This is a genomic window from Mucilaginibacter sp. FW306-07-L (assembly GCF_058782065.1).
The window spans coordinates 1,715,683-1,740,605 of record NZ_JBYSXI010000001.1 but is presented as its reverse complement, the minus strand read 5'-3'; the positions used below and the strand labels follow the sequence as shown (position 1 = coordinate 1,740,605).

Sequence of the window (24,923 nt, the reverse complement as noted above, 5' to 3'; positions counted from 1 at the left end):
TTCATATTGCAGATAACTCATCTAACACTTGTCGTATCTGCTGGTTTACTTTCTGTACCGCCGCTTTATCCGCGGATATATCCTGCTGAACGGCATCCTGCATTAACTGATAGCTTTTTACACGCAGCCTGCAGTACTTTATCAACAATCCATTTCTTTGATGTATACTTTGCGATAGCTCCAGTCGGTCTAATTCCCGCATCAGGTTAACCCCTTGTTCCCAATACGCCATGCCTTGTTTTAAAGCAGGGAGTGATTCGGCAGCCGGAGCGTTCTGTTTATCTTCTACTACCTTAATCGCTTTCTCCTCCAGCTTATAAAAGCTTTCCATACGTTTAAAGTACACAACACGGTCATTACCGGCCATAACAGCGCAAGCAAATATTGAACCTATGACAACTATGACGATTGTTCCGGCAATCGTAAGATTGTTGAGTTTACCGTTATCCGGCTTTCTTAACGCCGGTAAAAACATAAAACCGACAACAATACCGCTCAAAAGCCCGCCAATATGTGCCGCGTTATCAATACCATGTTTCATGCTGCCGTAAACCAGGTTATAGATCACGAACATGCCAATGTTGGCTAAAAGCCCGTTGCGCATGGAACGTTCAATATGGTTGGTACTTAGTATTGCCAAAAACACGCCATATAGCCCGAATATAGCGCCCGATGCCCCCGCGCTAACCGTATAATCATGCCACCAAAGACTGATAATACTGGCGGCTATACCCGTTAAAATATAAGCTACTATAAACTTGGTTTTACCTACAAAAGGCTCTAATAAAAAACCTACGAACACGAGCGCGTACATGTTAAGTAACAGGTGAATGAGGCCAAAGTGGATAAAACAACTGGTGAGCAGCCGCCACCATTGCCCGGTAAGGGTAGTAATAGTTGAGTTAGCGCCCCAGCCCAACATGCTTTCGGCATCCGGGTCAAATACGGACATGCCGCTGCAAACCATGATGATATAGATCAGTACATTGATCAAAACAATGATCGGCGTAAAGAAATAATTTTTTGAAGGTTTGAAATACGACCAAAAACTGGTGAGGTTACTAAATTCGGGCCGAGTGTTGGGTTTTAAGGTATCTTCATACGGGTGCATAAAGTCCTTTTCGTAATCCTTATACAGTTGGCGTATTTCATCATCAGTAAAACTGCCTTTAACTTCTTGAAAAGTTGTTACGTATTGCTTAACCGCGTTATCGGCATGCCCAAAATCATTTACCATGGCCGACAACGGAACGCATTTTATACTGGCTGCTTCGCCTTTTATGGTTACTGTAACTTCGCCGTTCCATGAAAATTCGCCATTATCAGTATAGGCGATCAAACCGGCATCAGATATAAAACGGATACGCCATCCCAAGGTTTTCGCTGTTTCAAATAGATATACTACAGCTTCTTTAGAACTTAATCCTGTTAAGGAGATGGTGGTCAATGGTTTATCCATGTTATAGGTTACAGGTGTGTAAGGGCCTTGTTGTTATCAACACTTAACATCATACACTGATAAGTTGTTTAACGTTATGTGCACAACTTACAAACCGTTTCGGGCTATGCCCGTTATAGTACAACAAAACCAATGAGCACCTACCAGAAAACCAGCCTGATATCAGTTGATGAAGCCATAGCCAAAGGCCGCCAGATGCTGTTGTTGCCACGTATATTTATGATAGTCGGCCTGTTCTTTTTTTTGTTTCCTATAGCGCTTTTCGTGATGGCGCTGATGGACGGGCCGCCGTTTACACGTGGGGTATGGCTGGTGTTTGGCGGAGTTATGCTGTTTTGCTTTGTGGTGTTCTTTTTTCTTCCGTTTTTATTCTGGAGCAAACGCACTATACGGTGGAAGCTATGGGCCTTTGATAATGTTGATAATGTGCATGAATTAAAGATAATGGCTTCAGAAACCAACCTATGCCCTGCCTATGGCACCGTAATGGACAAGCTGCAGATCCATTCAGCCGCAGAAAGGGAACAATGGCGTGAATTGCAGAACCGCTTTGATTTTCCGGAAGTATTTATTGACGACCCCACTATTTCGGCTGAAACTATCATCTATTTCTCAAAAGCGCAACAGATCGCCGGAATAATCTTCGGTCTGTTTTTAATTGGCACAGGCATCATGCTGGTTTATTTTGTAAGCAAAGGAGATCATTCCGCATACCTGTATATTGTAGGCTTAGTAATCGCCTTAGCTCCTACGGCCATGATCTTCATCGCTGTTAAACGTATGATAAACAAAGAGCCGCAATTAATTCTTAATAACAAAGGCTTTTACAGTAAAGCAACCGGCTTTCTTAACTGGGATGTTATATACAATGTAAAGGTAAAAAGTATTGTTCGGCCGCGCAGGGGCACCCAGTACATACTCAATTTTCAACATCCGGGCGGGTTGGAGAACATTGATATAACTGAATTTAATATTAATAAAGGGCCGTTAGAAAGACTGATACGGTTTTACAAGGGGCGGTATAATACGCGGTCGATATAAAAATAATATACAGGCAAAGTTTTTATGGCTTTTTAACCGATCTAAACATCTTTCTTAAAAAGTTTGATTGACTCCATTTCAAACTTTAACTTACGCCATTATAAACTCAACCTGATTGCTATGATCAAAACATACTATGCCATAGTTTTATGCTGCGCGCTTTTTTGTGGTTGTTCGGGCGGAGCCAAAATGGCGGGCTCTGATAATAACGGATGGAAAACATTATTTAATGGTAAGGATACCAAAGATTGGATAGTTAAAATTCATCATCACGATGTAAATGTTAATTATGGTAACACCTTTCGTGTTGAGGATGGGATCATTAAAATAAGGTACGACCAGTATGGCGATTTTAACGATCAGTTTGGCCATTTGTACTATAAAACGCCCTATTCACATTACCATTTGCGGTTTGAGTACCGGTTTGTTGGCAAGCTGCAAAAGGGAGCGCCTGATTACACGCTGCTTAACAGCGGCGTAATGTTTCACTCACAGGACCCGCGAACGATTTTAAAGGAACAGGATTGGCCAATATCCATTGAAATGCAACTTTTAGGCGGCTTAGGCGATGGAAGATCAAGGCCAACGGGCAACATGTGTTCGCCGGGTACTGATGTGGTTTACAAAGGCGAAGTTTCCCGCGATCATTGCATCAGCTCAAGCTCAAAAACATACGATGGCGACCAATGGGTAAAAGGAGAACTGATTGTTGAGGGCAATAAAAAGATAACGCATGTTATTAACGGCGATACGGTGCTACAATATTCAAACCCGACCATTGGCGGCGGCGTTGCCAATGGCTATGATAAAAAATACAAGCAGGATGGCAAAGCGTTAACCAGCGGTTTTATCGCTTTACAAAGCGAAGGCCAACCTGTAGATTTCAGAAACATTGAAATAAAGGTACTGCCGGGTAATAAATAATCCGCGTATGCAGATGTACCGTTGAATATTCAGATAAAAAAAGGCACAGAATATCGAAATATTCTGTGCCGTGATCAGTTTAAAAATCTATTTCTTTTGGAGGCCTTCAATTACGCCTATATAAGCCGGTTTCCTGATGTACCCTTCCGTCCACAAGCCTATAGGTTCGCCTGCACGCCAGGATGAACTGGTCGGACTATCCAGCGGGCTCCAGATAGTAATACCGTATTGCTGCGCTTTCGGAATGATCTCAAAATATTTATCGATCACGAATTTATACATATCCTTTTGCGCGGCATAATCCGCCGGGGTTGCCTGTGGGGTTTTAACACCACCGGCTATGCCCATATCCAGCTCAGATACTTTGATGAGTTTGCCGGTTGCGGCGAGTAAATTAAACATTTCAACAATTTTATTTCTGTCGGCATCAGCATTAATGTGCATTTGCGTACCAATGCCATCAACTTTAGCACCCTGGTTTTCAATGTATTTAACATATCCTATTAAACCACGGCATTTATCCAGGCTGTATTCAAGGTTATAATCGTTAATAAAATGAATATCAGTAGCATTGCCATATTGCCGGGCCAGTTGAAAAGCTTTAACCGCGTAGTCTTTACCCATATAATCCTGCCAATAAAATTCATCGGCAGCCAGCGTACGCCCGATACCGGTTTTTAACTCGTATAGTTTGCCATCGTCCATAGGTTCATTTACCACGTCCCAAACCTTTACATGGTCTTTAGTAGCGGTAACTATCCCTTTGATCCAGTTTTCCATAGCCTGCGTTATAAGGGTTCGCTTTTCTTCGGGCGTTTTTTCTACGATGATCTCGCCCCCTTTTTCGTTGTATTTTTTTAGCGTTATGTTATCAAAATAATAAGTAGTTGCGTTTTTGCCCATGTTAAAGGCGATGGCTCCGCTGGTTGCCATATCTTTAGTAATTGTTATTCGCCTGGTATAGGTTGTCCATGTGGTTGTTGCCTCAATGGTACCAAAAAACTCCCAATGCTTATAGCTATAGGGCACTGTATGCGCCTGTGTACCAAATGATGCCGCTGCATCAGCACGCACCTGCATACTCAGTTCATACTGTTCGCCCTCAACCACCGCCGGAGAAAATTTCAGGAAAAACTGCGCTTCCCAATCATTAGCACGAACAGTTTCATTGGTAAGCTTTATTGCCCTGCCGGTTCCGTTAGCCCCCTGGCCCGCTGCTGTAAAACCGGCGGTTAATGTTGTGGTGTACTGGTAATTTGGTGCATTATCTGTTTCAAAATCAGCACCGGTAACCAGCTCCCAGCCCGGCTGGCCGGTTGATGGTATAACCGTTGGTGCTATTAACCCCCTTAAATAAGCGGCATTTTGGTTAGTATGCCAGGCCAGCGTATGCCCGTATACAGTAATACCCGCTTTTGTAGCGATGTCTATCAGGTTGGTTACCGGCTTTAAGGATAGCTCGCCGTTAGCCTGAACTACTGCACCATGTTTCATCTCGTAACCAAGAGTTATCTCATCAAAATTTGAGTTTACCAGGCGGTACATAACGCCTTTACTGCTATAATCGTTCAATGACACGGCCGCTCCTAATTTAAAACCCGGATTAGCTGCCCTGTTGATGTATGATTTTAGAGGTTCATAAGCATCTATCTGCTCCTGCCCGACAAATGAGGCAGGCTTTGCAACCTGATATTCCAGTGCTTCATATTTTGTACATGAACTCCATATTACCGACCCGGCAAAGATCAGTGTTAGTTTAAAAAACTGTTTCATTATGTTTTGATCTAAGGGTAAGTGTTATTTAACGGGGTTAAAGGTTTCCATTTTAACCCCACGGTCACGCAATACCAGCGTATCAGTAGTAGTAACCCGCATATCACTTAACTCTACACGGTAGTTTAAGTACAGCGCATCGCGGTCAGTAGCACCCCAGCTATTCTTTTCGCCTTTTTTAATAAACTTGCCGGTGCCGGTGGCCGTAAAGCCACTTGCCGCTGCTGATATGGTACTATTACCTTCATCATCAAAAGTTAACAGTAACGGGCAATTTACATCAACGTTACCTGCCCCCTTATACACCACCTGGAAAACACTTTGCTTGAGCGATTGAGTGGTTAATGCCTTTACTTCATCCCGTTCAACATATTGATTATGTCTTAAAGTAGTTTTGTTCAGCTCGGTATTGCCATTTTTGGCTTCCATTATATCCTTACCCCTGCGCAGGTAGTTGCCTGTCCACATATTAATATATTTTATGGCATATAAGGTGTAATTCTTCGCTCTTAAAATGGAGTCGGCATTGGCTACGTTTGTCATAGTTATCGGGATAACATAGGTAACTTTTGTAGATAGCGGATCAGCAAAATAAGCGTCGGTAAGCTGTACCTCAACGCCGCCGGCAATTTTACCTTTTGGAATAATTATTCTATCCGATGCCAGGCGGTAATAACTGGAAGGCATGGGTAAAACATCGCCGCTATAATCGGGCGGGTTAAACTTCAGCCCATCAGTGAGTGAATTATTTACAATAACCCCTATCATTACATCATGCTCGTTTGAATAAACGCCCCCTGTAGTAGCCATTATCTGGCATTTGTGCTGATTGTCAAGCGAGGTATCAAAAATATCTTCGCCCAACGTAATGGTACGTACCGGATACTGATAGGCAAAATATACTGCCTGTACACCATAATCCGGAAAATCCCAATCACTGTTTTTGCACGAGGTAAATGCAAGCAGTGTGATAAGAGATATATTTATTAATTTTTTCATGTTCAATTTTTTAAAATAATGTTATAAGCCTTTGTTTACCATCCGTTATTTTGCTGCAGGGCTCTGAACTTTAATATTTCGCTGTACGGCACCGGGCCATAATGCATGAAATCTGCAAATGCACGGGGCTCAACCGTAATTGGCGTATAGGTGTTTTGCGTAATATTTACACCCGTTGCGGGTTCGTTCAAATTAGCATTCCAACGGCGCAGATCCCAAAATCTGAAACCTTCAAAACAAAGCTCCAATCTTCTTTCATTCCGGATGAGCGTACGCATGGCCGCTTTGTCACCTTTTATTGATTCGAGATAAGCATCTCCATTATTTAAACCCACACCCGCTCTCTGCCTTATTTTTTTGATAACATCATACGCTGAATAGGTGTGCCCGCCCGTAGCCAGCGGCCCCCATGCTTCGTTGGCTGCCTCGGCATAAATAAGGTATAGTTCTGTATACCGTATGTGTGGTACATAGTGTTTTTGGTTACTGATAGAACTTGAGTTACGGTTAACATCCTGCCGTAAAAGCTTGCGCATGTAGTAACCGGTACGTGTTGATGTTTCTACCTTGTTAAGCCCGTCATTGGTGTTCCTGTCCGGCGCGGTATATATAACAGATGATGAAGGCCCTGCCGTGCTGCCATTAACTATAATGTAGGCAGTTAAACGTGGATCGCGGTTAGTATAAGGGTTTGCCTCGGTGTAATTACTGTTCGCATCTGATATCGGATAACCATTTAAAGCAGGGAAAGCGTTAACCAGGTTTTGAGTGGGATTAAGTCTGCCCCTGCCCGATAAGGTAGGCGGAAAATGATCCAGTTCAAGATCACTGTTTTGCCCAATGGACGTACGCCACATAACTTCGGCCGGGTTAGCGCCTGAGGCTAAGCCATCAATCTGGTTTCCGCTGCCGCCGGCATACCATGTAAATCCGTTTGTTGCAATACCATTAACACCACCGTTCAAATCCAGTACATCAGCAGCGTAATTAGCGGCGTTTTCCCAGGTTGTGGTTGAACCTTCGGCAAAGGCAGGGCTTGCCGCCATTAAAGCCGCCCTGGCACGTATGGCCTTCGCAATGCGCCTTGTCATCCGCTGGGCAAATAATTTACCAAACACCCTGTTGTAGGTTTCGGTAGCTACTCCGTTGTATTTCACCGGAATATCAGATGTTGATGAAATATCCTTGTAATCAAGCGGAAGCAGCTCTTCTGCCTGGTCAAGGTCGTTGTATACCTGCTTCATGCAGTTCTCAAACGTTGCCCTGGGTTGGTCAAAGTCTGAAGTTGGGGTTTCTGGTTGTAAAACCAACGGAAAACCATATAACTCTCCCCCGGCCTTACCGCCATGCGCCTGTAGCATGTAAAACATAAAAAGCGCACGTAAACCATAGGCTTCGCCTTTCAGGCGGTCTTTAAACATGGTGTTTAACAAAGGGTCGGCCGTGTCAAATGTTACCTTATCAGCCTCTGTCAAAAACATATTCAGGTACTGAATGGCGGCCTTTGAGTTTGTCCACTGGTCAAGCGGGTTAAAGCTGGCCGTCCATTGCCCGGTTGCAATTTTTGATAGCCCGCTATTTACATCATTGGTAACGGCGTTATCAGTAGCCACATCGCTAAAAGACCATCCGTTAGTCGGGATACGTGTATAGCCATTTAGCAGCAGCCCATGCGCCAAAAGCGGCTCATCGTATATATTTTCAAACTTGCCGTTGTTTTGAGGCGCGGGCTCCACAAACTTTTTGCAGCCACACAAGGCAAGAAGCGTTATAAATAGTAGTGAAATTTTTTTCATGTCGTTAATCATTTATCAACCTTAAAATCCTGCTTTTACACCGAGGTTGTAAAACCTGGTTTGGGGCGCGCCACCTATTACCATTTCCATCAATCTTCTTTCCTTGGCAACAGTGAGCAGGTTGAAACCTGCCACATACATACCTATGTTTTTAAGCAGCTTACCCTTCAGTATCTCTTCCGGAAGGTTGTATGATATCTGCACTTTTGTTAAATCCAGCCGGTTGGTACTGAATATCCAAAAATCAGAATTGCGAAAGTTGTTATCGCTGGTAAGCGTTGTCAGCCTTGGGAATGTGGCGGAATTTTTGGTTTCCTCTGTCCAGCGCCCGCGTACCACCTCTGAGTATTTATCCTGACCGTCTACCCAGAAATAAGAGTTATTTTTGATCGCCTTTGCACCAAACCGCCCGGTACCCAGTACAAAAAATGTAAAACCCTTCCATTTTGCAGTGAGGTTAAGGCCAAGCGTTAGCGGAGAGCCATACCAGCCGCCTTTACCCAGGTAAACCTCATCCTGCGTGTTAATAATACCATCGCCATTGATGTCCTTATACTTAATGTCGCCGGGTTTAACCTGCCCAAAAGCGGGCTGAGGCACACCATTTCCGCTATTGGCGGCGGCGGCTTCGGCAGCGTCCATATAAAAGCCATTACTTTGTAAACCCCACAGCGCGTCAAGCGGCTTTCCCTGGCGATACTGATATTGGTCGGTATAATATTCCGCACGTTTGGTAGCCTTTGTGCTATAGTAAGTAGCAATGGCACCAATTGTCCAGTTTACTTCTCCTGTACGCTGGTTGAGGTGCAGATCCAGATCAAAGCCGGTACGCTGATCGCCATTAAAATTAACGTACGGAATGAACGATGAGTTAAACACCGAAAAATAACTGGGGAATAACGAGGTACTTTGGGTAGCCATATCAACCAGCTCGTTTCTGAACACATTGGCTGATAATTGTATTTTGTTACCGAAAAAAGCGCCATCAATACCCAGGGCTATTTCTTTACGCCTGGCAAATGTCAAATTAGGATTGCTTCCTCGGCGCGAATCAGTTGTTTGGGCCAGCGTTCCATCATTCCAACTGTAGTATGAACCTTCGCGTTGGGTATATATACTCTGATAAAGATAATAGTCAGCAACATCCAGGTCAGTAACCAATATACCTGCCGATGCGGTTAATTTTAAATTATCAATAAACGAAGCATTTTTCAGGAATCCCTCTTCGCTGAGCCTCCAGCCGAGTGATACGGTTGGCGAAACACCGTAACTTTTATCATCCAAAAATTTAGGAGAATATACCAGCGCGCCGGTAAAATCAGCATAGTATTTTTGCTTATAATTATAGGATAGCTGTAACCCTGAGTTTGAATTGGTTACATTTTGATAGATCTCCGATTGTGACTGGCGGTAAGCGGCACCCATAAGAATGGCTGAGATGTTGTGGTTTTCCCTGATGGTTGTACGGTAATTAAGCTGGCCGGAAAAGGATATGGTTTGCCTGTACCAGCTATCTGATATATTTTCGATGCCTGACCGGGTATCGGTACCAAACGGTGTTAACGAGCTTATTACATCTTTACCATTATATGTTGTCCAGTTGGGCTGATAAATAGTATAACCGTTATTATAACCCTGGTTGTACCTGTTCAGGTAATCAATACCCATGCTGGCATTAAAGGTCAGCCCCTTCAACAAGCCTTTTAGGTCAGCCTCTATACCCGTTGTGAACTGAAACTGGCGGCTTACGAATTTGGTGTTGCCACCGGCATATATTGCCGCGAAGGGATTGGTTTGATCAAGTTGTGTGCCACCCAATAGGTACTTGCCGTCAATAATGTTGGCACTGCTGTTCGCTATTATTTGCGATGGCTCATCGCTCTGCTCAATAAAACTTAAAGGGATAAGCGGCGTAAAGCGGTTAGGCCTGATGGTTGAGGCACTTGCCCAATAATCGGTATTTACACCCTGGCCGCTGTAGAATACAGCGCTTGCATCAACAGTGGCTTTAAGTATGCTATTAAGCTTAACGTCAACATTACCACGTATGTTAAACCTATCATTAGTATTATTATTTTTAGCCATGCCAAAGTTAAGCAGTGAACCGGCAGACCAAAAGCCCAGGTTAGTATAGTAGCGCGCACGCTCATTGCCGCCCGTAATTTCGGTGGTTACATCATATCGCGCATAGCTGCTTTTTAAATAGTCTGCCGAGTAAAAATCAACATTAGGATAACGGTACGGGTTAGTACCTGATGCATGGTTGTAAATGGTTTCATCGGAGTATAAAACCCCCAATCCGTCATTCTGCCGGGCTTCGTTATACAAGGTCATATACTCCGCCGAGCCCAGATATTTTGGATACCCTTTCGGAACATTTAGACCGGCATTGGCGCGTACTTTTATTTGCTGCCCGCTGTTATTGCCACGCTTGGTAGTTATTAATAATACGCCTTTTGCACCGCGGCTGCCATAAAGCGCTACGGCCGAGGCGCTTTTTAAAAATGTAACCTGATCTATTTCTGAAGGCATAACATTATCTACCTCGCGGGGTACACCATCAATCAGCACCAGGTAGCTGTCCATACCCCATATATTACCGTGAAAGCCTGGTGCCAGCGCCTCCATCCCGTCCAAGGCATAGGTTAAATAGTTTTTTTCAAATACCGATTTAAGATCAACGGTTGAAACACCGCCAAGCAGATCCTTTTCAGAAACCTTTTTAAAGGCGACCTGTACCAGTTGCTCATCCTCTGCAAGGTTTAATGTTTTTAAGGTATCAGTAACAATTACCGGCAGTGGTTTATACCCGTCTGCTGTTACTGTAAGCAATGTAAGGGGTGCAACCTCCATTGAAAACTCGCCCGCGCTATTGGTGCTGGTTGTTTTGGTGCCCGCTTTATTATTTACTTTAGCTCCTTTAACAGGCGCGTTGCGCAATCCGCGTACGGTTACGTTTATTTTTATGGCGGCTGTATCCTGTGCCCTTATGGTGCTTGTAATAAGCGCAAACAGAGCACACAATACCATTCCTATTTTTGAATACTTCATTGTCAATGTGTTTAATAATGTGCAGATCAATGCGCTACCAACCCGGGTTTTGTTTAAATTCAGCATACATGCTTACATCAGCACGCTTTAAAGGGAGCCAGTAGTGTTTCTCGCTAAATGGCCTTTGCAATATGGTTCGCTCTCGCAGGTTAACTACCCTATTATCCTTAGGGTCCTTTGACGGATCAAGCACCGCAGCCCTGTCAAACTCTAATGATGTTTTTAAGGTATAGGGTAGCTCGATGAGTTGTAACCAACGGCGCAGGTCAGTAAACCGGTGCCCCTCGAACGATAGCTCAACCGCGCGTTCCCGCCTTACTTCTTTCATAAACTCATCCGCCGAGCCTAAAAACCTTGCGGCTACATGGCCTACTCCTGCCCTGTCACGTATCACATTGATCGCGTCAACCGCTGATTTGGCATACGCCGGATCTTTTGCAGCGGCTGAACCATAGCCGGCGGTAACCGCTTCGGCATACATCAGGTAAATATCAGCCAGCCTCATATAAGGCACTTTGATGTTAAGGTTTTGGCCGTAAGCATAGCCCTGATCAAATTTATTAGAGGTTATCGGCGTGAATTTGTATAACAGGTAGCCTGTTCTGCTGCCCACACGTTCGTCGCGGCAACTGCCGCCGGTATACAGGTTAGCATACCTGTTAAATTCCGGAACGCTTGAAGGCAGTGAGCCTTTAACCAATTTTATCCCGTCAAACACAATGTCGTTATAAAACCGGGGGTCCCTGTTGCGCCATGGATACTGCGGATCGTAGCCTGACTCCGCATCGGCTTGCGTCGCGTTGGTTATTGGTAAGCCATTCTTCATCCCGTAATTGTTTACGTAGTTGGCTGTAGGCGTAAATACCACGTTTCCCTCTTCAATAACCGGCCCTGGGGTGTATTGCTTCGCGGTACCGTAGGTTGAGCCATGTGCATCCCAATACGGCCCCCTGAATATGGCCTCCAAACCATCTGATCCGCTGCCGCCGGGCATTTGCCAGTTTTGGCCGAAGGTGTAAAAATTGGTATAGTATTTAGCAAATGGCAGCAGCCTGTAAGGCGTTTGGCCGCTTTCGCTCAGGCTTAACAGTTCGGCAAAGGCGGCAGCCGCTTTTTTACTAAGCTCAACGTTATAAGTACGGCTGCCGGTTGACTCATAGTTCATTAGCGGACTGGCCGCCCACAGGTAATTTTTACCCAGGTAACCCAGCGCCATAGTTTTATCAATCCGCAACTGGTTTTTGCCTGGCGTTCTGCCACCAGGGCCGGTATTGTCCCAATTTAGAGGCAACAGGTTGGCGGCCTCCCTAAAGTCGGCAGCAGCCTTTTCGGCGCACTCCTGATACTTTAGCCTTGGCGATCTCAAGTCCTGATCTGCCGGTAATACCTGATCAATATAAGGTAAGCCACCAAAGTATTGCATCAATTGAAAATGAAACCACCCCCTGAAAAACAATAGTTGCCCCTTTATCAGGTTGCGCTCTTCATCAGTAGCATTAGTTAAAAGGTTCATGTTTTCCAGCCCGAGGTTAGCCTTTCGGATGCCGTACCAGGCCAATGGCCATAGGCCCTTGCTAAAACGGTCGTCATTGGTATTGGCGTTATTCACATCCATCCACCCTGCTCCCCAGCCGTCAAACTCGCGTTGCCAGCCCCAAAAGTCACCATTATCAATTTTGTTTACAAAGTGAAAGTTAAGTGCCGATGACTGTATCTCATCATCACCCCAGTTCCAGCTATTTGTCCAGTAGCGGTTGGTAAAATCTGGGATGCAGTTATAAAGTTCCTCTGTATAACCCTGAAAGTTGGTAAAATCTTTAAATGCTGTTTTTTCGGATATGATGGATTCAGGACTTTTATCTAAATATTTTTTGCAAGAAAGCGTTCCGCTCACAAACGAAATTGTTCCCCATAACACTATATTTCTTATTATTCTTTTCATAACAATTTGCAATTAGAAGGTGATGTTTGCGCCGATGTTATAGCGCTTGATGGTTGGATAAGCCCCCTGCGAAGCCCAGGCCTGGCCACCCGCACTCTGAAAGTTTGATTCACGGTCATCGGGCATCTTTGTCCAAACAAAAAGGTTATTACCGTTGAGAAATAGACGCAGGCTTGACATGCCCGCACGCTTTACCCAGCTTTGATTAAATGTATAGGCTATCTCCGCATTTTTAAGCCTGATGTACGAGGCATCAAACATATACCTGTCAGCAGCCTGGTAGCCGCTTGGCGTTGATGCCCAGCGTGGTATAGGCACATCACCGTTAATATTGGTTTTTGACCAGTAGCTACCCTCGTTAAACGCTATAGTATTTTGCGAGCCAAATGTGGTGAGCACAACCTGGCGTGTTACATTGTTTACCCCATAGAACTGAGCAAAAACACTAAAGTTCTTCCAGTCGAAACCGATGGTAGCGTTATACGTATTTTGCGGATTGCCTGTGTGGCCGTATGGTATATTATCGCTTGCATCAATTACACCATCGGCATTATAATCTATCAGGTAATAATTGCCCGGTAGTTTTTGGTTATCATTATCGGCATGCGCGGTGCTGGCATATAATTCATCCCAGGTATTATAATAGCCGGCGCTAACGTAAGAGTTGGTTTGAAAGATCTGCTTACCTGTTGTTTTTTGATAATCAGGCAATAGTTCAGGTATATCTGCTTCAATTACCTTATTCTCGGCATGTGTAAAGTTTATGTTCGTCCATAAACGTAAATTGGGCGATAAACGCTTGTTAAACCTCAGGTCAACCTCGTAGCCGCTGGCATTTACTTTACCCTTGTTAGCTGTTGGTGCCACAGCACCGTAATATGACGGGATCGCGCGGTTTGCGCCTGAGCTCAAAATATCAGTACGTTTATCACGGAAAAAATCAACGCTACCAGTCAGCATATCGTTAAATAAACTAAAGTCTACCGCGATATTTGACTTTTCAACCTTTTCCCAACGTACATTGGGGTTTCCAACGGTTGTTTGCCTATACCAGTTATATATGCTCTGCTCAGCAGGTATGCCTGATGTTCCGAGGCGGGTTCTGCCGCCAAATGCCCACTCAGAAAGGTAGGCAAACCTCGGCGAACCGCTGTCATCGCCTATGGTTCCGTATGAACCGCGGAGTTTAAGCATGCTTATAAACCCTAAAGGTTTCATAAACTTTTCTTCAGACAACATCCAGCTTAACCCGGCTGATGAAAAATATGCGAACCGGTAATCAGGTGCAAATTTTTCAGACCCGTTATAAGCACCGTTATATTCAAAGTTGTACTTACCGGCATAGCTATACGTGGTTCTGAAAACCCACTCTTCACGGTATGATGGTATTACGCTGCCCCTGGCTGTCTGGTCGCGATTCCAGAGCCCCATAGCGGTAACATCGTGCTTAGTGCCTATTTTGGCAAGATAATTCAGTTGTACCTGCGAAAACATCCTGCGCTGTGTGGCACCATCGTCAACAGCGCCCGCGCTGGCAAGCCAGCGTTCGCTCTCCTGAAAGGCGAATTGTGTACTCGGGTCCTTATCAACCGCGTAACTTACGTTTCCGGTAAGCGGATCTATGTATTTTCTCTGCGTAGGATTATTAGCATCATTAATACCCCTGTTATTTTCAATAAAGGTATTATCAATTGATAAGGTTCCCTTTACGCTGAGGCCTTTAAGCAACGCGCCCAGGTTTTGCTCAAGGGTAAAATCAGTAGTTATCCTGGAGGTTGTCAGTATCTCTGATCCGCTTGTTGCTAATATCTGTGCCGAGTTGGTACCCTGCCCGGTGTTGGGGGCGTAATAGCCCCATGTGCCATCACTATATTGAGGCAAAAAAAGGTTAGGTGCGGTGTAATAAGCAGCCCCCCAGGTATTATATTCGTTTATATTGATCCAGGGCCTTTGGCGTACCCCTCTTGAACCGGCTATATTAGCACGCAGTGTTGTAGATGGGGTTATTTGAAAATCAAGGTTGCTGCGTATGTTAAGGCGATTAAAGCCATAACCCGCGGTATAGCCCCTGTTACTGTTAAAGGTTTTAAAAAGGTCACCTTCTGTCTGATAATCGGCACTGGTAAAATATTTAACAAATTTGGTACCGCCTGCAATGTTCAGGTTAGCGTTATATGACAGTGCCTCATCCCGGAACAGGGTGCTCACCCAGTCAACATTAGGATAACGCTCACGCTCCATCTCATTTTCCGGAAAGCGATATTTTGAAATGATGTCTTGCGGCATGTAATCGTTCCATGCGGTTGGCCTTAACGACAGTTCGTTCTCAATAGCCAGGTTACGTATCTTGAACATGTCATACGAATCGTATTTATTAGGCAGTTTTGATACCGATTTCATCACTGTGTTTACAGATGCCCTTATTTCGGCCTTGCCCTCTTTACCTCTTTTAGTAGTAACCAATATTACCCCGTTGGCACCACGCACACCGAAAACCGCTGTTGCTGATGCGTCCTTGAGTACGGATACTGAGGCTACTGAACCGATGTCGATATTGTTGATGGAGCGCTCAACACCATCCACTAATATCAGCGGGCTGGCGTTGTTCCAGGTGCTGCGTGCGCGTATTAAAATCTGTGGGTCTTCTTCGCCGGGCATACCGGTACTTGCAGTAGTAACCACACCGGGCAGGTTACCGGTTAAAGCGGCACCTAAACTTGAAACACCACCCGTACGTTCAAGCGTTTTACTATCGGTTTGCACAATGGCACCTACAACGCTTTGTTTACGTTGCTGCCCGTAAGCTACGTTTACAATAACTTCGCTAAGCTGTGAAACGTTGTCCTTCAGGTTAACTACAACGTAATCCCGGTCTGCAACATTTACCTCCTCGGTAAGCATGCCTACTACGTTGATCACCAAAATTGGCGAATTGCCGCTTACCTTAATGGTAAACTCTCCCTTGGCGTTGGTTTGTGTACCTGTTTTAGTGCCCTTAACTGTTACGCTTGCACCTATTACAGTATTTTTTTGCTGGTCAAACACTTGCCCTCGTATGGTACGTTGTACTTGTGCACCTGCTACTTGTATAAGAGAGATCAGCACCAGAATTGTTAAAAAAATATTATTGACCGGGCGGCAATGGCGATAATACCGGCCATTGCTTGTATGCACTTTGGTATTTGTTTTCATCATAAAAATATTTTTTAAGGTTATAGCATATTGCCAAACACCATCCTTATTTCAGGCCGAAAACTCCATTTATAAAATAGCTTGAATACTCAAATTTTTCCCTGTGGGCGTGCAGTAAAGTTCTTTTCATAATTTGGTTTTGATTATTGATGGTTAGTGGGTTTATTAAATTGGCGGATGTGCAACTTCAATACCCGATACGGTATAAATAACGCGGCTTACGAGGATGCCCCCGATTTTGTAAAGTTGTTATCATGTGTTAAATGGTTATATGATTGTGTAATTGGTTTTGCTGTTAATTAAACTGGCTGCTGCTTTATGCAACACACCCTATTTACAGGCATTGCAGTACGGTATTCATTAAAAAAATTTATACAGGTTTATAAAGCTTCTGATCAATGATCTGTAGCCGATTAGTAAGGCAGTTGCGATATAGTAATGTCGATATATACTTTTACAATAGCGTTCAACAATTTATTGCTGCACGAATGAATGCGCCTTAAATAATGGTTAGTTCAGATAATTGTATAAGAAACAATAATTCAGGTTCCCTAAGGAGTTTACAAAAGCGAAGCTATCGCCAAACGAGTGGGTAGTACTCTATAAATGTTTAGAAAAATAGCACTTATGTTAACTGCCAGATAATACGATGCTGTTATACTAATTTTAACTATTGAACTAAAATTTAACTTTAACACTTTATATAAGTTAACATTTGTACTATAAATTCAGGATAATTATGCGATAGCTAATCTTCACATTATATAACCTTTGCTACACGCCAATACCGCTATACACCTACTATAAATTACATTTAATTATGAAAAAAGTATCCCGACTTACCGCCCTATTAGTTTGCATGAACTTATTTTTACCGGTAACATTTACTTATGCGCAAACCATAGTGAAACAAGCGCCGGCAGGGTTTGATGATCTGCAACCAAACATAGCGCATGGTAAAATTGATACCATCATCTACCCTTCAACAACTGTGGGTACTGAGCGAAAAGCATTGGTTTATACGCCTCCGGGTTATAGTAAAACAAAAAAATATCCGGTGCTTTATTTACTGCATGGTATAGGGGGAGATGAAAAAGAATGGCTTAACGGTGGTAAACCGCAGGTTATTTTGGATAACCTGTATGCGCAACATAAGTTAACTGCCATGATTGTGGTATTACCCAACGGGCGTGCCATGAAAGACGACCGCGCTACCGGTAACATTATGGCACCTGATAAGGTTGTCGCGTTTGCCACTTTTGAAAAAGACCTGTTAAATGACCTGATACCTTATGTAGAAAAAAATTATGCTGTGAACACCAAACGCGAAAGCCGCGCTATTGCCGGGCTATCAATGGGCGGTGGCCAGGCACTTAACTTTGGTTTGGGCAACCTTGATAAATTTGCCTGGGTGGGCAGTTTCTCGCCTGCTCCTAATACACGAAAACCCGAAGAGCTTGTTCCGGATGCTGAATTAGCTAAAAAACGGCTTAAACTATTATGGATATCCTGTGGTTCAAGTGACGGTTTATTATCATACAGCCAACGTACACATGCATACCTTACCGAAAAAAAGGTGCCGCATATTTATTACATTGAACCTGGAGGGCATGATTTTAAAATTTGGAAGAACGGGCTATATATGTTTTCGCAACTCATATTTAAACCTGTTGATACGAAGAGTTTTGCCGGTTACAGCTACGAGGATGCCAAACATGACTAATGAGGTCGGCTTAAACCACGTATGAGTTATACCGGCTTAAACCACCTAATAGTTTAAATATCATAATTACCAGATTTTAAGCAGCTTTAATCACATCAATCATTATCAGTACGGAATGGTGATGCAGGCAAGCCTTCCTGGTTGTATAAATTAGCGCCATCTGGGTTATCAGCCCAGGCATATCTTACATATTTGGGTTCAGCAACATCAGGGCTGGAGGCAATTACGTTTTTGCCATCAATAACAGCATCCGCCCATACAAACCGCTTATCAGCACCGGCAATAGCAAAATGGTTTAACTTTTTGCCTTTTTTGATGATCAACCCGCCGCCTGTATTTGTAAATGATATAACGATCCGGTTACCTATAATTACGGCAGTGCTAAACAATGGCCCTGAACTTACAACCGTTTTATCATGGTAAGCAATTTTTTGCGCGGCAAGCGCCAGACGTTCGCCAACATCCTTTTTATTTAAGGGATGAATATCGTTCCATTCTCCCGCATCTATGGTTACGGCTAAAGCTGTGTTATTTAAAGCAAGTGCCTGTAGCTGTGCTTCGCGTAACACTGCCCATGAGCTTTCGGCCGGTGAATATTCAACATCTCCATACCCGGGCAGTTGCGCTATAATAAAGGGTAATCGCTCATCTTTCCAATAGCTGCGCCAATCATTAAATAAGTGCTTGAGTAATTGTCCATATTCGGTATTGCCAACACTACTCTCACCCTGATACCATGCCACTCCCCTAATAGCATAGTTGGTGGCAGGATATACCATGGTATTAAATAAGCCCGTAGGTTCATTTTGTGCAGAGAACCCCTTCGCCGCATCATGCATCCCGCTTGAGGGTGGTGTAAATACCTGCCCCACTTTGTACAACCAATCACCCCGGATATCAATATGATGCACACCATCTGTAAGTTCGTAACGCTTATCCGGAACAAACCCGCCTTTACCTTTGTAACTGGTTACACGTACTACTATTAAATTTTTGCCGCTCTTCAGTATCCCCGCCGCAATATTATAACGCCTCGGCGGATATTGGTAAGAGATACCTCCTAATTTTATACCGTTCACATAGGTTTCATCAGCATCAATTATACGGCCCACGAATAATTTAGCGGGCTTACCGGCCATTTCTGCCGGCACGTCAATCTCTTTTCTGAACCAAACAACGCCATTCAAATTGCGTACGCCCTGATCAGCCCAATAGCCGGGAAGCCAAAACCTTTTCCAATCCTCAGTTACCAATGCAGTATCGTACCATGTTGGTTTTGAGATTAACCCTTCATCACTAACTTTTACCTGCTGTTTATCAGCTGATTGCTTTGTTTTTTTTAAAGTTTTTCTTTCCAGCGTATCATTCAGATTTTTCAGGCGTTGTATAAACTTCGGAAAATTCTTCAATGCCCCCGTACTCATCCAGGCCTCAATGGGTGTTCCGCCTACGCTTGAGTTAATAATACCGATCGGTACATGGTATTTAAGGTAAAGTTGCCTGGCCATAAAGTAGCTCACCGCTCCAAAGTTCATCACATTTACAGGGTCAGCCTTTTTCCATTCTCCCTTGGGCAGATCATTATGGAGCGACGAGATATCGGCTGCCGTAGGTACAAAAAAATTACGTATTTGCGGAAAGTTTGCTGACGCGATATCGTCCGGATATTTTTCTTTTACACGTTCCATCGGTGTAACCATGTTTGACTGCCCGGCACAAAACCATACATCACCGATCAAAATATCTTCTATTGATAAATGGTTACTGGCATCTATTTTCATAATGTAAGGGCCGCCCGCTTTCATAGCCTTGATGTCTATCTGCCACACACCATCTTTATCTGCCGAAGTATGATAGGTACGATTAACAAAATCAACCGTGATCATTTCACCGGGCGATGCCCAACCCCATATCCTGATTGGTTTATCTCGCTGCAAAACCATGCCGTTACTTATCAATTGCGGAAGCCTGACCTGAGCAAAAACAGATATCTGAATAAGCGCCAGCAAGAGTAGGAAATAATAGGTTTTGCAATAGTTCATTGGTATGAATTGTTAGTGAAATGCACAGCCCTGTTTTCGGCAAATGGACTTGTATAAAGTTAATTTTTCACAAATCCACAGATGGCATATTTGTTTAAATTGCAGCAACTTTTGTTAAAAGGCATCTCCTTAACAGTAACTATGTATTAAACCCGTAGCCGCTAAAGAGTTCAGTTATTGAACATTTGCGCTATATATTTAAACATTGATTACAGTAACAGGCTATGCTTTGTTGTATTATTACAATTCCCTAAAATATAAGCCAATATCCTGATTTTTATCTTGTACTGCATTATGAGATCTATATATGCCTTATTAATATTCAATTTGTTTTTTTTAACTGCCAAAAGCGATAATGGCTACCGCCTTTGGTTACGTTACGATGCTGTAAGTGACAAATCACTGTCCCGCTACTATCGCCAGCAGATGGCATCAGTAATATATCAAACCGGCAATACTCCCGTTATTGCCTCAGCGCGAAAGGAGCTTCAGGCAGGCTTACAAGGGCTTTTAAATTATAATCTGGTTACAGCTAATTATCCACATACTAATGGTTCTTTCTTGCTTTTTGTTAGGGGTAAAAGTAATTTACTATCGCCTGAAATCAACCAGTCTATCAGTACCACAGGTGACGAAGGTTACCTACTGCGCTCAGTTATCATCAACAAAAAACCATGCCTTGTAATTGGTGCCGCAAATGATAAGGGAATTTTATATGGAACCTTCCATTTATTACGGCTTTTACAAAGCAGGCGGTACCTCAATCAACTGAATATAATTGAAAAACCCAAAATTCAGGTCAGGATTCTAAATCACTGGGATAACCTTGACCGGACGGTGGAGCGCGGTTACGCCGGTTTTTCTATCTGGAACTGGCATAAGTTGCCCGATTACATTGACCCGCGTTACATAGATTATGCACGTGCAAACGCATCAATAGGTATTAACGGCGCGGTTATAAACAATGTAAATGCAAATTCGCTGATACTTACAGCCGATTATCTGCAAAAAACAGCCGCCCTGGCTAAAGTATTCAGGATGTACGGTATAAAGGTATATCTTTCTGCAAAGTTCAGTTCGCCGATGGAGATAGGCGGATTAAAAACTGCCGATCCGCTGGACCCTGAAGTAAAGCAATGGTGGCAGCAAAAGGCCGATGAAATATACCGCTATATTCCTGATTTTGGCGGCTTCCTGGTAAAGGCCAATTCTGAAGGGCAACCAGGACCACAAAATTACGGGCGTACACATGCCGATGGTGCCAATATGTTGGCCAATGTATTAAAGCCGCATGGCGGTATAGTGATGTGGCGCGCGTTTGTTTATGATGACAAGACCCCGGATGACCGTGCTAAACAGGCATACAACGAGTTTAAAACGCTGGACGGAAAATTCAGAGACAATGTAGTGATCCAGGTAAAGAATGGGGCGGTAGATTTTCAGCCGCGTGAACCGTTCCATCCATTATTTGGTACCTTGAAAAAAACACAGGTATTTCCGGAGTTTCAAATCACACAGGAATACCTGGGTTTTTCAACCCATCTGGTTTACCTGGCTCCTTTATTTAAAGAATGCCTGGATGCGGATACCTACAGCTCCGGCAGGGGTTCTACCGTGGCCCGGCTAATCAGTACGCCTGTTAACTCATCAGCAACCGGCATAGCCGGAGTAGCCAACATTGGTACTGATGTGAACTGGTGCGGCCACCCCTTTGCACAAGCCAACTGGTACGCCTTCGGGCGGTTGGCCTGGAACCCGGGTTTAAGCGCAGAAACCATAGCACAGGAATGGTTAAAAATGACGTTTACGAATGACCCCGGATTTGTACAACCGGTAACAGCCATGATGCTTTCATCCCGCGAAACCGCTGTTAACTACATGACACCGCTTGGCCTGCATCATATTATGGGTACACACTCCCATTACGGTCCTGCTCCGTGGGTTGATAATTTAGCCCGTGCTGACTGGAACCCGGTATATTTTCATAAAGCAGACTTAGCAGGTATCGGGTTTGACCGGAGTGCATCCGGCAGTAACGCTATAGCGCAATATTATAACCCGTTGCATGACAGCTTGAACGCCATTAACACCACACCTGAAAAATACTTGCTATGGTTTCATCATGTACCTTGGTCATACCGTTTAAAAAGCGGCGAAACGCTATGGAATGAACTCGTAAAACATTATTATAAAGGAAGTTTCGATGTAGTAGTTATGCAGCAAACATGGCGATCAGTAAGAGGTAAAGTAGATACTTCCCGCTATAACGAGGTAGAAGAGCTTCTTGCCATACAGGCTAAAGAAGCCGTTTGGTGGCGAAATGCCTGTGTTTTATATTTTCAAGCTTTCTCTAAAATGCCTTTACCGGCGGGCTATCCTAAACCCGATCATGATCTGCAATATTATAAGGAATTGAAATTTAATTATTTGCCATAAACCTTTTAGATATAAGCTATATATTGATACCGTATGAAAACCTATTCTGTATTAAAAAGCATTGTTATATGCTGTTTAACTATAACACTTTATCAACCAAGCACTACAGCACAGGTTGCTAAAAACCCCATTATCAATGCAGATGTTCCGGATATGTCCATTATTCGTGTTGGCAATACCTATTACATGAGCAGTACCACCATGCACCTGAGCCCCGGCTTACCCATCATGAAATCAAAGGACATGGTTAACTGGCAATTGGTTAGTTATGCTTATGATGCGCTTGATACTACCGACGAGTTGACTTTAAGTAACGGAAAAAGCACTTACGGTAGAGGCTCATGGGCCAGCAGCCTACGCTTTCATAATAATACGTATTATGTTTCTACATTTTCGGGCACTACCGGCACTACTTACATCTACTCCACCAAAAACATTGAGCACGGGCCGTGGAAGAAAACAGCTTTTAAACCGTCGCTACACGATCATTCCTTGTTTTTTGATGATGATGGCAAAGTTTACATGGTATATGGCAGTGGCAAAATTATGCTCGCTGAACTTGCTGATGACCTTTCGGGCATAAAGCCCGGTACACAACCGCAGGTCATCATTGAAAATGCGGACCTGCCTACCGGTGCGAATGGTGGTTTGCCTGCCGAGGGTTCGCAACTTTTTAAAGTGAATGGCAAATATTATTTGTTCAACATTAACTGGCCGCGCGGGGGTATGCGTACCGTAATTTTACATCGCGCAGCAAATATAAAAGGCCCTTATGAGGGGCGTATCGCCTTGCAGGACAAAGGTGTAGCCCAGGGCGGTATTGTGAATACGCCTGATGGCAAATGGTATGCTTACCTGTTTCGTGATGCCGGGGCAGTAGGCCGTATCCCCTACCTGGTACCTGTAACCTGGAAAGATGAATGGCCAATTTTAGGCACGGATGGCAAAGTGCCTGATACGCTTGATTTGCCGATTAACCGCAGCATTATATCTAATATTGTTAATAATGATGAATTCAATAAAAAACATACCCCGCTTATGCTGCCCTGGCAATGGAATCATAACTCCGACAATGAACTTTGGACATTAACCGAACGGCCGGGCTACCTTCGCCTGAAAACCGGCAGGATAGACACCAGCGTAGTAATGGCACGCAATACTTTAACACAACGCACATTTGGCCCTACATCATCAGCGGTAACGGCTATTGATGTTTCGCACCTGCGCGATGGTGATTGTACCGGGCTGGTTTTGCTTCAAAAAAATTACGGTTGGGTAGGCGTAAAAGCACATCAAAACGGTTATACTATTGTTATGGTGAGTGGGGAAAGCGGTTCAGCTATTGAAAAGGCGCGGGTGTCGGCACAAAGCAAAACCATATTTTTCAGGGCTGATTGTGATTTTAGCAACCGTACCGATAAAGGCTATTTTTATTACAGTTTAGATTGCAAAACATGGACTTCAATTGGGGAACCTATAAAAATGGCTTACACCATTCCTCACTTTATGGGTTACCGCTTTGGTTTATTTAACTTTTCAACTAAAAAACCGGGCGGTTATGCTGACTTTGATTTTTTTCACATTAGTGACAGCATACTTAAACGCTGATATAGCCCTTTAACAAAGAAACGGCTGAGCATTAATGTTCAGCCGTTTATCTGTATTAAAAATTATTTACCAGGCTGATGGTGATCGCCTAACAATTCGAGCATTTTTATACCATAACGCTTTCCAAGCATCCGATAACCGGCTGCATCGAAATGAAGCTTATCGTCAGCGGCTGTGCACCCTGCGGATGATATAACATGCGCGTTGGGTATTACTTGCGGAAGTGTGTTTATAATTTTGTTCATACTCGCGCAAATCCCTCCCTGGTCCCCATTCACCAACTCGCCCGCCAATAGCGGAACTGATTGCGGTTTGAGTTTCAAATCCTTGATCAACCTGTCATAAACAAGCTTTACTTTTTTAGTCCACAGTGTATCGCCGGTATTTGATTCTCCCTGATGTAAAAGGATACCTTTTATAACACCGGTTAATTGTGCAACCCTCCCCAGTTCAACCAATCGCGCATAAGGATCGCCGTTATAATCAGCAATCATGGCTTTCATCCAATCAGGCGCGTGTGCCGTATATGAGCGGGTGCTATCCCGGTTAAACAATTCTATTTTTGAACCGGCTACAGATACATTAATAACGCCAACTCGAATATCAGCAGGCAAATTAGCTATTAGCGTTCTGCCAAAGTAGTCGGCCGGGGTAAGCCCGGTATTACAACGGCATAAAGGAGGCGTAGCTGTATACCACGAAAATTGTTTACGCCCTTTTTCAGGACAGTCTACAGCCTGAAGTACCCGAAAACGATTATCCACTATGGTATCCTGCGCCTCAAATTTCGCATTACCCTCCATGTTCGATTGACCAAGACAAAGGAAAATATACAATTTAGGGTCTTGCGCAACAGCCGAAGCAGCATACATAAGCATCATGCCAACCGTATACATTAGTATTCTTTTCATATATTCACTTCAATTGGAAACAGATA

The 24,923-nt window shown here is 43.8% G+C and carries 14 protein-coding genes; 5 read left to right on the top strand and 9 right to left on the bottom strand.

The window, feature by feature from the left end:
* Position 1: 1 nt before the first annotated feature.
* Positions 2 to 1,459: a rhomboid family intramembrane serine protease gene (locus tag AC3WJC_RS07735; RefSeq protein WP_492398500.1), complete on the bottom strand. Its 1,458-nt coding sequence runs from the start codon at positions 1,457 to 1,459 to the stop codon at positions 2 to 4.
* A 132-nt stretch (positions 1,460 to 1,591) separates the two neighbouring features.
* Here AC3WJC_RS07735 and AC3WJC_RS07730 point away from each other — a divergent pair, with 132 nt between their 5' ends.
* Both AC3WJC_RS07730 and AC3WJC_RS07725 read left to right on the top strand, forming a co-directional pair.
* Entirely contained in the window at positions 1,592 to 2,500 is a 909-nt protein-coding gene (locus tag AC3WJC_RS07730; RefSeq protein WP_492398499.1) for a hypothetical protein, read from the top strand.
* A 120-nt stretch (positions 2,501 to 2,620) separates the two neighbouring features.
* Positions 2,621 to 3,424, top strand: coding sequence for a 3-keto-disaccharide hydrolase (locus tag AC3WJC_RS07725; RefSeq protein WP_492398498.1), 804 nt, complete (start codon positions 2,621 to 2,623; stop codon positions 3,422 to 3,424).
* An 87-nt stretch (positions 3,425 to 3,511) separates the two neighbouring features.
* Here the strand turns inward: AC3WJC_RS07725 and AC3WJC_RS07720 are convergent, their stop codons facing one another.
* From AC3WJC_RS07720 to AC3WJC_RS07695, 6 genes are read right to left on the bottom strand one after another with little or no spacing between them, the layout of a single operon-like run.
* Positions 3,512 to 5,197: an endo-1,4-beta-xylanase gene (locus AC3WJC_RS07720; RefSeq protein ID WP_492398497.1), complete on the bottom strand. Its 1,686-nt coding sequence runs from the start codon at positions 5,195 to 5,197 to the stop codon at positions 3,512 to 3,514.
* 24 nt (positions 5,198 to 5,221) lie between these two features.
* A complete protein-coding gene (locus tag AC3WJC_RS07715; protein WP_492398496.1) occupies positions 5,222 to 6,196 on the bottom strand; it encodes a DUF5627 domain-containing protein in 975 nt (324 codons plus the stop codon).
* Positions 6,197 to 6,231: 35 nt separating this feature from the next.
* A complete protein-coding gene (locus AC3WJC_RS07710; RefSeq protein WP_492398495.1) occupies positions 6,232 to 7,992 on the bottom strand; it encodes a RagB/SusD family nutrient uptake outer membrane protein in 1,761 nt (586 codons plus the stop codon).
* A gap of 21 nt (positions 7,993 to 8,013) precedes the next feature.
* Positions 8,014 to 11,043 carry a SusC/RagA family TonB-linked outer membrane protein gene (locus tag AC3WJC_RS07705; protein WP_492398494.1) on the bottom strand — a complete coding sequence of 1,010 codons (3,030 nt, stop codon included), beginning with the start codon at positions 11,041 to 11,043 and terminating at the stop codon, positions 8,014 to 8,016.
* Between the two features lie 34 nt (positions 11,044 to 11,077).
* Positions 11,078 to 12,985, bottom strand: a complete 1,908-nt coding sequence (locus AC3WJC_RS07700) for a RagB/SusD family nutrient uptake outer membrane protein (protein WP_492398493.1) — start codon at positions 12,983 to 12,985, stop codon at positions 11,078 to 11,080.
* 12 nt (positions 12,986 to 12,997) lie between these two features.
* Entirely contained in the window at positions 12,998 to 16,180 is a 3,183-nt protein-coding gene (locus AC3WJC_RS07695) for a SusC/RagA family TonB-linked outer membrane protein (RefSeq protein WP_492398492.1), read from the bottom strand.
* Positions 16,181 to 16,997: 817 nt separating this feature from the next.
* Between AC3WJC_RS07695 and AC3WJC_RS07690 the strand changes: the two genes are divergently transcribed.
* The gene (locus AC3WJC_RS07690; protein ID WP_492398491.1) at positions 16,998 to 17,900 is read left to right on the top strand and encodes an alpha/beta hydrolase; all 903 of its coding nucleotides are present in this window, start codon (positions 16,998 to 17,000) and stop codon (positions 17,898 to 17,900) included.
* Positions 17,901 to 17,995: 95 nt separating this feature from the next.
* Here AC3WJC_RS07690 and AC3WJC_RS07685 read toward each other — a convergent pair whose 3' ends face one another.
* Positions 17,996 to 19,942, bottom strand: a complete 1,947-nt coding sequence (locus tag AC3WJC_RS07685; protein WP_492398490.1) for a sialate O-acetylesterase — start codon at positions 19,940 to 19,942, stop codon at positions 17,996 to 17,998.
* A 294-nt stretch (positions 19,943 to 20,236) separates the two neighbouring features.
* Between AC3WJC_RS07685 and AC3WJC_RS07680 the strand changes: the two genes are divergently transcribed.
* Positions 20,237 to 22,378 (top strand): alpha-glucuronidase family glycosyl hydrolase, encoded by a 2,142-nt coding sequence (locus AC3WJC_RS07680; protein WP_492398489.1) that lies wholly within the window; start codon positions 20,237 to 20,239, stop codon positions 22,376 to 22,378.
* 33 nt (positions 22,379 to 22,411) lie between these two features.
* Entirely contained in the window at positions 22,412 to 23,986 is a 1,575-nt protein-coding gene (locus AC3WJC_RS07675; RefSeq protein WP_492398488.1) for a glycoside hydrolase family 43 protein, read from the top strand.
* A 62-nt stretch (positions 23,987 to 24,048) separates the two neighbouring features.
* Here AC3WJC_RS07675 and AC3WJC_RS07670 read toward each other — a convergent pair whose 3' ends face one another.
* A complete protein-coding gene (locus tag AC3WJC_RS07670) occupies positions 24,049 to 24,897 on the bottom strand; it encodes a sialate O-acetylesterase (RefSeq protein WP_492398487.1) in 849 nt (282 codons plus the stop codon).
* Positions 24,898 to 24,923 lie beyond the last annotated feature (26 nt).

Bases quoted from the DNA above. Each gene is read 5' to 3' on its own strand.
- AC3WJC_RS07735 (WP_492398500.1), bottom strand. From the start codon at position 1,459: ATGGATAAACCATTGACCACCATCTCCTTAACAGGATTAAGTTCTAAA.
- AC3WJC_RS07730 (WP_492398499.1), top strand. From the start codon at position 1,592: ATGAGCACCTACCAGAAAACCAGCCTGATATCAGTTGATGAAGCCATA.
- AC3WJC_RS07725 (WP_492398498.1), top strand. From the start codon at position 2,621: ATGATCAAAACATACTATGCCATAGTTTTATGCTGCGCGCTTTTTTGT.
- AC3WJC_RS07720 (WP_492398497.1), bottom strand. From the start codon at position 5,197: ATGAAACAGTTTTTTAAACTAACACTGATCTTTGCCGGGTCGGTAATA.
- AC3WJC_RS07715 (WP_492398496.1), bottom strand. From the start codon at position 6,196: ATGAAAAAATTAATAAATATATCTCTTATCACACTGCTTGCATTTACC.
- AC3WJC_RS07710 (WP_492398495.1), bottom strand. From the start codon at position 7,992: ATGAAAAAAATTTCACTACTATTTATAACGCTTCTTGCCTTGTGTGGC.
- AC3WJC_RS07705 (WP_492398494.1), bottom strand. From the start codon at position 11,043: ATGAAGTATTCAAAAATAGGAATGGTATTGTGTGCTCTGTTTGCGCTT.
- AC3WJC_RS07700 (WP_492398493.1), bottom strand. From the start codon at position 12,985: ATGAAAAGAATAATAAGAAATATAGTGTTATGGGGAACAATTTCGTTT.
- AC3WJC_RS07695 (WP_492398492.1), bottom strand. From the start codon at position 16,180: ATGATGAAAACAAATACCAAAGTGCATACAAGCAATGGCCGGTATTAT.
- AC3WJC_RS07690 (WP_492398491.1), top strand. From the start codon at position 16,998: ATGAAAAAAGTATCCCGACTTACCGCCCTATTAGTTTGCATGAACTTA.
- AC3WJC_RS07685 (WP_492398490.1), bottom strand. From the start codon at position 19,942: ATGAACTATTGCAAAACCTATTATTTCCTACTCTTGCTGGCGCTTATT.
- AC3WJC_RS07680 (WP_492398489.1), top strand. From the start codon at position 20,237: ATGAGATCTATATATGCCTTATTAATATTCAATTTGTTTTTTTTAACT.
- AC3WJC_RS07675 (WP_492398488.1), top strand. From the start codon at position 22,412: ATGAAAACCTATTCTGTATTAAAAAGCATTGTTATATGCTGTTTAACT.
- AC3WJC_RS07670 (WP_492398487.1), bottom strand. From the start codon at position 24,897: ATGAAAAGAATACTAATGTATACGGTTGGCATGATGCTTATGTATGCT.